General features: G+C 69.7%; 12 protein-coding genes, 1 tRNA gene and 1 pseudogene. 4 read left to right on the forward strand and 10 right to left on the reverse strand.

The window, feature by feature from the left end; translation table 11 throughout:
* Positions 1-141: 141 nt before the first annotated feature.
* A pseudogene (locus tag ACWDEX_RS05780) lies at positions 142-393 on the reverse strand (flavodoxin domain-containing protein); the annotation flags it as partial.
* A gap of 96 nt (positions 394-489) precedes the next feature.
* Here ACWDEX_RS05780 and ACWDEX_RS05785 point away from each other — a divergent pair.
* Positions 490-972, forward strand: coding sequence for a MarR family winged helix-turn-helix transcriptional regulator (locus tag ACWDEX_RS05785; protein WP_450461942.1), 483 nt, complete (start codon positions 490-492; stop codon positions 970-972).
* A gap of 232 nt (positions 973-1,204) precedes the next feature.
* Here ACWDEX_RS05785 and ACWDEX_RS05790 read toward each other — a convergent pair whose 3' ends face one another.
* The 3 genes from ACWDEX_RS05790 to ACWDEX_RS05800 all read right to left on the reverse strand — a co-directional run bounded on the left by ACWDEX_RS05790 (position 1,205) and on the right by ACWDEX_RS05800 (position 4,082).
* Entirely contained in the window at positions 1,205-1,789 is a 585-nt protein-coding gene (locus ACWDEX_RS05790) for a TerD family protein (protein WP_450461943.1), read from the reverse strand.
* 166 nt (positions 1,790-1,955) lie between these two features.
* Positions 1,956-2,246 carry a Sec-independent protein translocase subunit TatA gene (locus tag ACWDEX_RS05795; RefSeq protein WP_450461944.1) on the reverse strand — a complete coding sequence of 97 codons (291 nt, stop codon included), beginning with the start codon at positions 2,244-2,246 and terminating at the stop codon, positions 1,956-1,958.
* 126 nt (positions 2,247-2,372) lie between these two features.
* Positions 2,373-4,082, reverse strand: coding sequence for an LCP family protein (locus ACWDEX_RS05800; RefSeq protein WP_450461946.1), 1,710 nt, complete (start codon positions 4,080-4,082; stop codon positions 2,373-2,375).
* A 304-nt stretch (positions 4,083-4,386) separates the two neighbouring features.
* Between ACWDEX_RS05800 and ACWDEX_RS05805 the strand changes: the two genes are divergently transcribed.
* Positions 4,387-4,788 (forward strand): hypothetical protein, encoded by a 402-nt coding sequence (locus tag ACWDEX_RS05805; protein WP_450461947.1) that lies wholly within the window; start codon positions 4,387-4,389, stop codon positions 4,786-4,788.
* A 9-nt stretch (positions 4,789-4,797) separates the two neighbouring features.
* On the opposite strand, the gene ACWDEX_RS05810 is transcribed toward ACWDEX_RS05805, so the two are convergent.
* The 5 genes from ACWDEX_RS05810 to ACWDEX_RS05830 all read right to left on the reverse strand — a co-directional run bounded on the left by ACWDEX_RS05810 (position 4,798) and on the right by ACWDEX_RS05830 (position 10,271).
* A complete protein-coding gene (locus tag ACWDEX_RS05810) occupies positions 4,798-5,094 on the reverse strand; it encodes a hypothetical protein (protein ID WP_450461948.1) in 297 nt (98 codons plus the stop codon).
* 207 nt (positions 5,095-5,301) lie between these two features.
* The gene (gene mgtA, locus ACWDEX_RS05815) at positions 5,302-7,974 is read right to left on the reverse strand and encodes a magnesium-translocating P-type ATPase (protein WP_450461950.1); all 2,673 of its coding nucleotides are present in this window, start codon (positions 7,972-7,974) and stop codon (positions 5,302-5,304) included.
* Entirely contained in the window at positions 7,967-8,368 is a 402-nt protein-coding gene (locus tag ACWDEX_RS05820; protein WP_450461951.1) for an ArsR/SmtB family transcription factor, read from the reverse strand. Before ACWDEX_RS05820 ends, mgtA begins: the two co-directional genes overlap by 8 nt.
* A gap of 94 nt (positions 8,369-8,462) precedes the next feature.
* A complete protein-coding gene (locus tag ACWDEX_RS05825; protein WP_450461953.1) occupies positions 8,463-9,584 on the reverse strand; it encodes a TerD family protein in 1,122 nt (373 codons plus the stop codon).
* A 111-nt stretch (positions 9,585-9,695) separates the two neighbouring features.
* Positions 9,696-10,271 (reverse strand): TerD family protein, encoded by a 576-nt coding sequence (locus ACWDEX_RS05830; protein WP_450461954.1) that lies wholly within the window; start codon positions 10,269-10,271, stop codon positions 9,696-9,698.
* A gap of 200 nt (positions 10,272-10,471) precedes the next feature.
* Here ACWDEX_RS05830 and ACWDEX_RS05835 point away from each other — a divergent pair, with 200 nt between their 5' ends.
* A complete protein-coding gene (locus ACWDEX_RS05835; RefSeq protein WP_450461955.1) occupies positions 10,472-10,855 on the forward strand; it encodes a BlaI/MecI/CopY family transcriptional regulator in 384 nt (127 codons plus the stop codon).
* A 5-nt stretch (positions 10,856-10,860) separates the two neighbouring features.
* Entirely contained in the window at positions 10,861-11,793 is a 933-nt protein-coding gene (locus tag ACWDEX_RS05840) for a M56 family metallopeptidase (protein WP_450461956.1), read from the forward strand.
* 392 nt (positions 11,794-12,185) lie between these two features.
* On the opposite strand, the gene ACWDEX_RS05845 is transcribed toward ACWDEX_RS05840, so the two are convergent.
* Positions 12,186-12,272, reverse strand: a tRNA-Leu gene (locus ACWDEX_RS05845).
* Positions 12,273-12,445 lie beyond the last annotated feature (173 nt).

Here is a 12,445-nt window from a genome sequence, read left to right on the forward strand (position 1 = left end):
CCCGTCGCTCTACCGACCACCACCCACCCCCGCATCGCTTGGCGCGCGGTAACCGCGAAGAGGGCTTTCACGCGTGCAGCAGGTGAGGGGGTGGTCGGGTGGCCGGTCTTCAGCCGCGTCGATGTCGTGGCAGTAGCGTGCCGACGGTGTCCCGAACGCGAACGCATCGGCCCACGCCAGGTCCTCGATCGAGGCCTCGGCGATCGCGGAGGTGGCGTCGGCGTGTGCCCGCCACAGCGGGTTGGCGTCGATCGCGCTGTCCGGTGCCAGTTCGGCGACCCGCCGCAGCCGCACTTCGGCGCCGGCCGAGGTGGCGCCCTCGGCGACGGCCTGGGCGAGCGTGTGAACCGTGCCTGTCGCGCTGTAGTAGATGACGGCGACCTTCGCGGTCATGTCTGCCTCCCGCAACGTGCTGTAAGCTTCGTTATCCGCATAACCTTATGCAGATAATGTTATGCGGATAACTAACTCTGTCAAGGGAGAGCGCTCATGGACTTCGACCAAGCCGACGCCGTCAACCAGGCCATCCGCCTGCTGAGCCTTCGTCACCGCGCAAGAACAGCGGAGCTGCTGGCCCCGCTCGGCCTGCATCCCGGCCAGGAGGCGCTTCTGCTCGAACTGGCCCGTACCGGCCCGATGATCCAGGCGCAGCTCAGTGAGGCACTCAGCGTCGAGCCGCCCAGCGTCACGCTCATGGCCCGCAAGCTCGAAGCCTCCGGCCATGTCCGCCGCACACCCGCCCCCTCCGACAAGCGCGCCAGCATCGTCGAACTCACCGACAGCGGCCGCGCGCTGGCCGACCAGGTCAAGCAGATGTGGTGCACGCTGGCGGAGGAGACCGTGACCGGCCTGCCCGCCCAGACCGTGGCAGAGCTACCCGGGGTCCTCAGGGCCTTGGCCGGCAACGTCGACACCAGACGCTCCGCCACCCGCACGGCCGCCGGGGCGGCGGGTACGACACGACGGCCGTAAGTCGTGTACGTCGCGGTGGGGTTGGGGTGGCAACCGGGTGTGCCGGGAAAAAGAGCAAGCCCGTCCATGGCCCGCACCCCGGTCTACGCCCGCAGCTCGCGGATCAACGCCCTTGTCATCGCGGTCACTTGGAGGTGTGCCGGGCAATGCGACAGGGCCAATGTCACCTGTCGGGGCGCTCGTCCGTTCCCCGCGCCCCTGGGCCACGGGGAACGGACAGCACACATACGCACTACTTGCTGACGGCGAAACGCATCAGGGCGTGCTCGTCGCCCTGCTTGATCTTCCCGGTCACGTTGATCACTTCGAGCTTCCAGGTTCCGCCCACTCGCACGGCCTTGGCCACGGCGCAGCCGTTGTCCTGGGTGAGCAGGCTGGGCCAGATGTCGGCGACCTGCTGGGAGCTTCCGCCGGTCGCGTCGTACACCTTGAAGCTGATGTTGCGCGCCTTCTGGAAGGAGCTTCCCTTCTTGAAGGCGGCGGCGACGAACACGATCGAGGTGATGTTGGACGGTATGCGTGCGAACTCGACCGTCACCGTCTCGTCGTCACCGTCCCCGCGGCCGGTCTGATTGTCCCCGCTGTGCACCAGCGAGCCGTTCCCCATGGGGTCCAGAGAGTCCAGGCCGGCCAGGCGTACCGGGTCCGAGCCCTGCATGGCGATGGCGATGAGGTCCAGGTCGGTGCCGACCTTGCGGCGGAGCATGCCCATGACTCCACCGCTGGCACCCCCCGTCGGGTCCCAGGACGCGCCGATCGACAGATGGGTCACTCCGTCCAGATCCGCCGGGCCGTCTTCCTTAGTGAGTGTGATCATGCGTTCATCCTCCTTGATGAAGGGACTGCGACACCGAGAGTGTGCCGGGAGCTTCGGCTGCTGCACCCAACGGGGTCGCGGTCCGCGCACACGAGCCGTCGCCCGGGCAGGGACCTCGGTGCCCCGGGCAAGAGGAGCGCCCGAGCCGGCTCCTGCCCCGTACGCCTCAGCGAACTGTGTCGCTTTCGGCGGCCGGACGGGCCGTCGCGGTCTCACCGGGAGCCGACTGGACGACCCGCGGTGCGGGCCCGGCGGACGCGTTCTCGGGGGCAGCGGAGGGCCGAGGGCCGTCGCCATCCTTCTTGGCCTTGGCCTCGCTCTTGAAGCTGCGCATCGACTTGCCCAGACCGCGAACGGCGTCCGGCAGCTTCTTGGACCCGAACTTGGACCCGAACAGAGCGATGATCACGATCGCCACGATCAGCAGCTGCCAGGGTTCCAGCCCGTTGCGGAGCATCCCGCCCACCCTTTCTTCAGCCGACGGCGTGCGGGCCAGGCATTCCGCACCCGCTGTCACAATTGCTGCCTTGCGCAACTGTACAACTCTGAGGCGTGACGGACGTGGACGCCCTCGACAGCCGTTTCAGTCGTCCGAGTCGGGTTTGCCGCTCGCCGCCGCGTACGCCTGGGTCGGCGTCATGGGGACTCCGTTGAGGCTCACCGTCTTGTAGCGGCTGACCTTGGCGCAGGTGTTGCTCTGGTCAGCCGTGGAGGCATGGGCGTTGGAGACGGCGGCCTTGGTGTCGGCGGGCGCGGGCGAGGACGTGCCGCCCGGGTAGCTGGTGCCGCTGGGCCAGTCGCTGCCGACCACCAGGGCCAGGCCGGTACCGGTGCCCTGCTCGAGGTGCGAGGCGGACAGGCCCAGCGCCTCGGCGACCGTCCGGGCCTGGGCCTTCTGGCCCCTGCCGTAGGTGAGGGTGGTGGTCGTCGCAGGGCTCGGGGCGTTGGCCGTGGTCGTGTCGGAGCTGAAGCCCTTGTCCACGAGTGCGGTGGCGATGACGGAGGCGCGACCGGTGATGCCGGTGCCGTTCTTCACCGTCACCGCGATCTGCGAAGCGGGCACAGGGGCGGCCGTCGCCTTGCCGGTTGCCGAGGCCGCCGCGGACTTCTTGCCCGAGCCGGTGGTCAGCGACTGGTCGTTGGCGATGGTGGCGAAGAGCGCCTTGGCACCGGCGCCCGCCACCACCCGGTCCTTGTCGTTCGGGTCGGGGTCCGTCTGCATCGTCGTGAAGGTCATCCGCTTGGCGGGCACCTTGTTCAGGTCGTCCGCGAGGGAGATCAGCTTCTTCACGCTACCCAGGTCGTCGTCCACGGTCAGCGCCTTGGTCGCGGCGTCCGCGAGACGGTACACCGCGGCCGGATCGGTGAGCGTGCCCGCGCTCTTGAACTTGCGGATCATCGCGCTCAGGAATATGTGCTGGGAGACCGTACGGCCCAGGTCACTTCCGTCGCCGAAGCCGTGCCGGGAGCGCACGAACTCCAGTGCAGCCACTCCCTTCAGGGTGTGGTTGCCCTTGGACAGCTTCAGGTGCGAGTAGGTGTCGTAGACGTCGTCACTGACGCACACGGAAACGCCGCCGACCGCGTCCGACATCTTGACCACGCCGGAGAAGTCGAGCTTGACGAAGTGGTCGATGGGGATGCCGGTGAACTGGTGGACGGTGGCCACCTGGCAGGACGGGCCGTACTGGAGCGCGCTGTTGATCTGCCCGTGGTAACCGGGGGTGGACTGACCGGACCCGCTGTCCTTGCAGGCCGGAATCTGGACCATCGTGTCGCGGGGAATGCTCATCACCGTGGCGTTCGAGCGGTCGGCGGATATGTGCACCACCATCTGCACGTCCGCGTTGCCGCCGGTCTGCACACCGGTCTTCGAGCAGCCGCCGCCGAGCTTGCAGTCCGCCTCGCTGTTGCGGCCGTCGGAGCCCATCACCAGGATGTTGATCGGGGTCCGGCCGAACGCGTCGGCCTTCTCCGTGCCGCCCTTGCCGTCGAGCGAGACGCTCTGGATGTTGCCGTTCAGATGCTCGTAGAACCACCAGCCCGCACCCGCGGTGACCACGATCAGCACGGACAGGGTGATCGCGGCGAACTTCAGGATCCGCTTGCCGCGGCCCGCCGGGCGGGCGCGCCGCCTCGACCGTGTGTCGCCGAGCGAGCGGGAGGCCGCTCGGGCCCCGGCTCTTCCCCCTGCTGGGCGCGCGCCGTCGGCTCCGGCCCTACGCCGTCCGGACACCTGAGTGGTGCGGCTGCGTGTGGCCTGACCGCCCCGTCCGTCCCACGGCTCGCTCATCTCCCACTCCCATGAACGGTCGGGCCCATCAGACCGGGCCGTCGAGGTGCGGCCGGGCATGCACGGCGTGTACGAACAGACGGAGGCGGACCCCCAACTTGCTTGCGTGATTGCGCAATCTAGCAAACAAACTGTCCGAGCAGCACGATCCACACACAATTCCCAGGTGAGGCATCTCATGGCACCGCCCCCCTGGGGAGGCCCGCCCGCGCGAACCGGCACTCCCGCCCGGGGCGCGCCCCGGGCGGAAAAGTTCGGTGATCACGTCTTACGCCGTGATTCAGGACGAGTTACGGTGACCACCATGCGGTGGGGGGATCACCCGTCATGGGTCCGGTGGGTGGCGGCCGCGTACGTGATCGGGTTCCTCGAAGGCACCGGAGCCCACGCGTACTTCCTTGCCACCGACGGGCTGCACACGTACAACTACGCGTCGACGCCGGTCCAGTTCCTGTTTCACGGACTTCTACTGCTGGACCCGCTGGTCGCACTGCTGATCATTCTGCGGCGCCACCAGGGGCCGCCACTGGCCGCCGTCGTCATGGTCGCCGACCTGATCGGCAACTGGGCCACCGTCGGGAGCGCCGTCTGGGCACACCCCGTCGCCTTTCTCCGCCCTGTGGGGTTGTTGCCGATGACGGTCTTCGGCATCTTCGTCCAACTCACATCCCGTCCGCTACGCCGAGCCCTGATGAGTGAAGGATGACGAACGGGTTCAGTGCGGGCTCCGTCCGTACCGCGCGGTGATCCACGCGGCACCGCGCTCGGCCAGGGCCCGTCTCCGCCCCCAGCGCGACCGCCGCACAGGCATGGGCGAGGTCCGGGTCTCGGGCATCGCGGCCGCCAGGACGGCGAGATGGCCGGCGGCTCGCGACAGTTCCGACTGGAGCGCTCGGCGCCGCTCGGGAGACCTGGCCCTCGAGAACGCCGAATAGAGTCCTTCGACCTCGGCCAGGGCAGCACCCAACCGCAGATTCGTATCCCGTACTCGCTGCATGTCCCCGCGCGGCATGAACGCCCCTCCTTGCACCGACAGCCGGGGGCCGCCCCCCGGCTGACTTCAATTATTGCGCAATGAGGCAACCCATCTGGCTCAACTCTGAGATCAGCGGTAACAGTTGGCCCCGCTGTGCGGGACCGGCTCAGTTACTTCAGGCCGCGGCGACGGCGCGTCTCGACCCGCGTGAGCGCTCACCATCGGCCCAGGTCCACCTGCGTCTCACAGCACTGCGTCCGGTGCGTCACCACGTCGCCGGTAACGCGCCCTTGCCGCCATGAGACCCGCGGCGTAGAGGGCGAGGACTGCTGTGAGCAAGAGGTAGTAGAGAAGTGGCAAGGGGGGCAGGCCGAGTGCGTGGCCGAGGGGAGAAGGTGGCACGGCCAGCCCGATGACGGCCAGGGCGATCGCGGCCCAGGCGACCGGCCCGGGTTTGCGGCGCCCGGCGCTGCCATGGCCGGCGCGGAGCAGGAGCATCACCAGGGCCTGGGTGAGCAGGTTCTCGGTGAACCAGCCGGAGTGGAACACGGCCTCGTCGTCCCCGGTCCCCGGCCCGTGCAGGGCGAGCGCGAGGATGCCGAAGGTGGCGAGGTCGGCGACCGCGTTGAGCAGCCCGAAGCCGATGATGAAGCGCAGGAGGTCGCGCGGGCGCAGCACGGTCGGCCGGCGCAGCGCCGACGGGTGGGGCCGGTCGTAGGCGAAGGCGAGCTGGGCGGCGTCGAAGCACAGGTTCTGGGTGAGGACCTGTGCCGGGAGCATCGGCAGGAACGGCAGGAGCAGGCCCGCGGAGAGCATCGCGAGCACGTTGCCCAGGTTGGAGGAGAGCGTGATGCGCAGGTAGGTGACGATATTGCCGCTCGCGTGCCGGCCGGCACCGATGGCGTGGGCGATCGCGGTGAGGTCCTTCTCGGCGAGCACCACGTCGGCACCCTCGCGGGCCACGTCGGCAGCGTCGCGGGGGGCGATGCCGACGTCGGCCGCGCGCAGGGCGGGCAGGTCGTTGACGCCGTCGCCGAGGAAGCCCACCGTATGGCCGTCGGCACGCAGCGCCTGAGTGATCCGGGCCTTGTGTTCCGGGGTGCAGCGGGCGAAGACGGTCGTACGGCGGACGAGGCCGGGAAGCTCGGTGTCGGTGAGGGCGTCGATCCGGTCGGCGGTGAGCACGCCGTCGTCGCTGACGGGGATGCCGAGGTCGCGGCAGGCGCGGGCGGCGGTGCCCGGGTGGTCGCCGGTGAGGACCTTGACGGTGACGCCTCGGCCGGTGAGGTCCTTGAGCGCGTCGGCGGCGGTGGGCGCGAGCGCGTCGCGCAGGGTGATCAGACCGCGGAAGGTGAGGCCGCGTTCGTCGGCCGGGGTGTAGCCACGGCTGCGGGCCGGGCGTTCCGCGGTGGCGACGGCCAGGACCCGCAGGCCCTCGTCCGCCTCGAGGGCGGCGAGCCCGCGTAGCCGTTCGCGCTCCTCGTCGTCCAGAGCACTGCGCTCCAGGACGGCCTGAACGTCTCCCTTGACCACCAGCGTGTGCGTGCCGAGCCGGCCTGGTGTGCGGAGGACGACAGTGGCGAGACGACGGACCGGGTCGAAGGGAACGGCCGCGACCCCGTCATGCGCCATGAGTTCGTCCTCGTCCGCCGCGTCCAGGATCGCCTCGTCGAGGGCGTCGGGCTGGGGCAGGTCGGCGAGTTGAAGAGTCCACCACGCGTTGACGGCGGCCAAGCGCAGGACTTCGGGGTCGTGCTGACCGTCCGGGCCGAGCGAGCGGTCGGCGACCGGCCGGTCCTGAGTGAGGGTGCCGGTCTTGTCCACGCACAGCACGTCCACGGCACCGATGTCGTGCAGGGCAGGCAGCCGCTTGACGATCACCCCACGCGTACGGGCCAGCAGCGAGGCCCCGCGCGCCAGACAGGTGGTGACGAGGACCGGCAGCATCTCAGGTGTCAGCCCGACCGCCACCGCGACGGCGAACGGCAGCGTCTCCAACCCGCGTCCGCGCAGCGCCGCGTTGGCCATGAGGACCAGCGGCGGGGTCAGCAGCATGAACCGGATGAGGATCCAGGAAATGCCGTGGACGGACCGGTCGAAGGCGGTCTTCTCCTGTCGTTCGACCGTGCGGACTTGGGCGGCGGCGAACCGGGTCCGCGCGCCGGTCGCGATGACGACCGCGGTGGCGCTGCCGGAGGTGACGCTGCTGCCCTGGAAGCAGCAGTGCGCCTGCCCGAACACCCCGCCCGCCGTTCCGCGCGGAATGTCATCGGCGCTCTTGGCGAGGGGGGTCGACTCCCCTGTCAGCGCCGACTGGTGCACCGTCAGTCCGCTCGCCCGCAGCAGCCGTACGTCCGCCGGCACCAGGTCGCCGGGTCCCAGGCGGATCACGTCTCCCGGGACCAGTTCGTCCACCGGGAGCTCCCGGCTCACCGGCTCGGCGTCCTCGTCGGCGCGCCGCAGCACGGTGGCGGTGGTGGCGACCAGTTCTCGCAGCGCGGCCGCGGACCGGTCGGCGCGATGCTCCCCCGTCGCGCGCAGTGCGCAGCTCACCACGACCAGCAGGAGGATCACCGAAGCGGTCCCCCAGGCGAAGACGGCTGCCGACACCAGCCCGAGGCACCCCAGCACCGCGGTGAACGGGTCCCGCAGGCTTCGGACGAACAGCCTCGGCCAGGAGACTTCCTGCCTGGCCGGAAGCGTGTTGTCACCGAACCGGGCCAGTCGCTGTTCGGCCTCTGCTTCCGTCAGGCCGCGCGGACCGGCGTCCAGCTCGCGAAGCACTTCGAGCAAGCTCCGCACGGAGCGGCCCGGGGGGAGGGCCTCGACGACGTCTCGGTCGTTGCCGAACGCCGTAGCGGCGCCGGGATGCGGCGTTCCCGCGTTCTGCCTGGAGGCCGCGGTGGTCTCAGCCACCGATCCCGCGCAGCCGGTGTACCGGTGCGGAGGCGTGCTGGGAGCGCGCGGTCAGCTGACCGACCATCACGCGCACCAGCGTCACGACATCGGGGTCGTCGATGTAGTAGACCTGCCGGCGGCCTTCACGCCGTGAGCGCACGAGTCCGGCGAGCTTCAGCTTGGCCAGGTGCTGACTGACCGCAGGCAGCGCACCACCCACCCGGTTGGCGAGGTGCGTGACGTCGCTCTCGCCCTGGGACAAGGCCCACATCAGGTGCAGTCGGGCGGACGAGGCAAGCAGACCGAACGCGGCAGCGGCGGCGGCCAGCACCTCGGCGGGCGGGTCCTCGAAGCCACCGTCGATCTCCGTCACAGCCCTCTCCCGTCCCGCCCCGTTCAAGCCGACGCACATGCGCCCACCCATGGTAGGCGCAGGGTCCCGTCAGCGGTGCGCCGCAGGGAGCACCCGGCCGCCTTCACCGGTGGCTGTACGCCGGGTCGACGGGTCAGTCCTCGTAGTAGTTGTTGACGACGACGTCCGGTTCGTCGTCGTCGAACGCCTCGTTCAGCAGCGCACCACCGACGAGACCGGCCGCACCGGCACCGATGAGTGCACCGGTGCCGAAGCGGCGACCGCCGCCCTGCTGCTGGTGCTGGTGCTGGTGGTCGTGGTGATCTCCGTACGGCTGCCCGTAGCCCTGCTGCGGATAGCCCTGCTGTGGATAGCCCTGCTGTGGATAACCCTGCTGCGCGGGCTGCGGGTACCCCGGCTGGGGCGGGGTGTAGAACGGCGGTGCCGTGGTCTGCACTCGCTGGGCACACCCACCGCAGGCCTGGACCGGCCGCGGAACACCCCACTGCGGGGACCACGTCACCGTCGTCGCGCCCGGACCGTGGTTGGGGTCGAAGAAACAGGTCACGGAGGAACTCCCGGTGGGTTGCGGTGATACGGCGAACGCCGGAGCCGGCGGGGAGACGAGGGTCGGTGTCGGCGTTGTGGCCGGCACGTACGTACTGGTGCTCACCTGCGGTGGGGCGGCGGGGGCCGGGCTCGGTGTCGGCTCCCGCAGGACGTCCACGCCGTAGTCGGTGGCGATGCCGGCCAGGCCCGAGGCGTAGCCCTGGCCGACCGCGCGGAACTTCCAGTCCGAGCCGTGCCGGTACAGCTCGCCGAAGACCAGCGCGGTCTCGGCGGACAGGCCGCCGGCCGCGAGGTCGTAGCGGGCCAGCTCCGTGCCGCTCTCGTCATCGAGGACGCGGATGTGCGCCCGGTGCACCTGCCCGAAGCTCTGGCCGCGGGATGCGCCCTCGTACAGGGAAACCAGGAAGACGATCTTCTCTGCCTGGGCAGGGACCCGGTCGAGGTCGACGTGGATCTGCTGGTCGTCCCCGCCGACCGGGCTGCCTCCGCCGTAGTGGCGGACCGACCCGTCGGGGCTCGTCAGGTTGTTGAAGAAGACGAAGTGCTCGTCGGACAGCACCTTGCCGGACTGGTTGCACAGCAGGGCACTGGCGTCCAGTTCGTAGCCGGTGTTCGCCTGCCAGCCCAGCCCGACCGTCACCGCAGTCAGGCCGACGGCCTGCTTGCTGAGCGACACATTGCCGCCCTTGGTCAGGGACACACTCATGTACGTCCTCCGCAGCTACTTCCGCTTCCCGCGTCCATAGTGATCAACGCGAGCCTAGTCGCTTCCAGTTCCCCGTTTGCGCAAGGCGTTGAGCGAAGTTCTCGGCTTGTCTCAGACGTTGACGCCGAAGTCGGCGGCGATGCCCGCCAGGCCGGAGGCGTAGCCCTGACCGACGGCCCGGAACTTCCACTCGGCGCCGCTCCGGTACAGCTCGCCGAAGACCATGGCGGTCTCGGTCGAGGCGTCCTCGGACAGGTCGTAGCGGGCGAGTTCGGCGCCGCCGGACTGGTTGACTACGCGGATGAACGCGTTGCGCACCTGGCCGAAGCTCTGACCCCGCCCCTCGGCGTCGTGGATCGACACCGGGAAGACGATCTTGTCGACTTCGACGGGCACGGCGGCGAGGTTCACCTTGATGGACTCGTCGTCACCCTCGCCCTCACCGGTGAGGTTGTCGCCGGTGTGCTGGACCGAACCGTCCGGGCTGTTGAGGTTGTTGTAGAAGACGAAGTGCTGGTCGGACACGACCTTGCCCGAGGCGTCCAGCAGCAGGGCGGAGGCGTCGAGGTCGAAGTCGGCGCCCGTGGTGGTCCGCACGTCCCAGCCCAGCCCGACCACGACCGCGATCAGCCCCGGCGCCTCCTTGCTCAGCGACACGTTGCCACCCTTGGCCAGGGAAACACCCATGGTTCGTCCCTCCACACGCGATCGGTTCGGATCCTCGCTCGGGACCCGTCTTGAATCTACAACACTGTAGATATAGCGGTCGGTCGGCGCGAGGAAACGCCCCCAGCAGGAGCGTGAACCGGCCATGGCCGCCCGCTTTGTACGATGTGACGCTCCTTTGGCGTGAGGAGTTGAGAGGGCGGGCAGAAAGGAGACAGCGCGTGGCGGAGCCGGATCCGCGCCGTAGGCGCAGGGCACAGGGCGCGTTGGAGACTCGGGTGCTTGCCGCGCTGCACGAGGCCGAGGGCCCGGTGACCGCGGGCTGGGTACAGGAGCATCTGGCCGCCGACCTCGCGTATACGACCGTGATGACGGTCCTGGCCCGCCTGTTGGCGAAGAACGCCGTCACGCGCAGGCGAGAAGGACGGTCCTTCGTATGGCTGCCCGCGGCGGACGAGGCCGGACTGGCCGCGTTGAAGATGCGCAAGGTTCTGGACGGCGAGCAGGACCGCCGTGCGGTGCTGGCCAGTTTCATCACCGCGCTGCCGGAAGGCGACGAGCAGACGCTTCGCGAACTGCTGGAGCAGGCCGGCGACGAGGACTGAGACGCATGGGCATCTTCGTTCTTCTCCCCCTGGTTCTGCCGTTGACCGCTTGGCCCATCGCGCGCCTGGCCGAACAGCGCCTCCATCCCCGCACGGCCACGGTGCTGCTGACCGGTGTCTCCACCGCCATGGCGCTGTGCAGCACGGTGTGCCTGGCGCTGCTGATGGTGGTCGGCACGGCACAACTGCCGGGCAATCCACTGCCCGACGGCTGGTCGGATCCTGAGGTCCGCGAGAGCGTGCCGCGACACGAGGTCGCCGGAAAGGCCGCGATCCCGGCGCTGCTCGCGGTCCTCGCCGCTTGCGGCCGCGCCTTGTTGCGCCACTCCCGGGTACGGTGGCGGGCCCACCAGGCACTGAAGGGTCTGCCTCGCACAGAGGTCGCCGTTCTCTCCGACTCCCGGCCCTACGCCTACGCGCTGCCAGGCGGCACGCGCGACCGCATCGTGGTGTCCACGGCGATGCTCACCGGCCTCGCCTCCCGGGAGCGCCGCGCCCTGTTCGCCCACGAGCGCAGCCATCTCGGCGCACGGCACCACCGCCACCTGCTGCTCGTACAACTGGCGGCGTGCGCCAACCCGTTCCTTCGACCGTTGCGAACCGCTGTGAGCTACACGGCCGAGCGATGGGCGGACGAGGACGCCGCTCGGGCCGTCGGCAGCCGTAAGACCGTCGCCCGCGCGATCGGCAAGGCAGCGCTCGTCTCGCGGGGCACCCCGGCACCCACACTCGCGGCCCTCGCCGCTTCGGGCCCGCTTCCCCGCCGGGTCGCGGCCCTCCTCGGGCCGGAGCCCGCCGCACGTTCCTGGCCGCCGGTGTTCACCACGGTGAGCCTGGCCCTGTGGACCGCGGCCACCGGGGTCCTGCTCTCGGCGATGTTCTCGGCCAACTCGGCGTTCACCCTGCTGCTGCTTCTGCACGCGGCAACGCCACTGTGACTCTCGACGGTACGGGGCCCGGCAGGTTGCCATCGGGCTCCCTCTTCGCCGCGTGACTTCCGGCAGCACGCTCACGTTGCCGAAGGTTCAGCGCTCCCGCCGTGTCCGCGGCATCAGGGGCACAAACGATCACGGTCGCCCTCCCGGTGGCCACGCCAACCGAGGCAAGATCAGGGAGTGGCGCCGAAGACCTGGCGCCGACCGACACCCTCGCACCAGCCGCTCAGCCGGGAGGTCCCCGAGAGCGGCTGGTGCACCGAAAAGAAGCCGGGTCTCGTCGTGAGATACCTCACAGTCAGGACGGCCGCCAGGCAGTGCGGTGTACCGGACTCGGGAAACGAGAAACGGGCCCCTGCCGTGACTTCCGTCACTAGCAGAGACCCGTATCTCGATGGTGCGCGAGGGGGGAGTTGAACCCCCACGCCCTTGCGGGCACTGGAACCTGAATCCAGCGCGTCTGCCTATTCCGCCACCCGCGCATTGGGTGTGTCTTCCGGCTCCGGCTCCTTGCGGTGCTGGCGCCTTCCGACATCGAGAACATTAGCACGCTGGACAGGGTGGCTTCACATCCCTTTCCCGCCCGACGCCCTCGCCTGATGCCGGAAACCCCCGCCCGACCAGCCACGACCCGGAACCAGGGGCCGCGGCCAGG

The organism is Streptomyces sp. NPDC001020 (genome assembly GCF_053599115.1).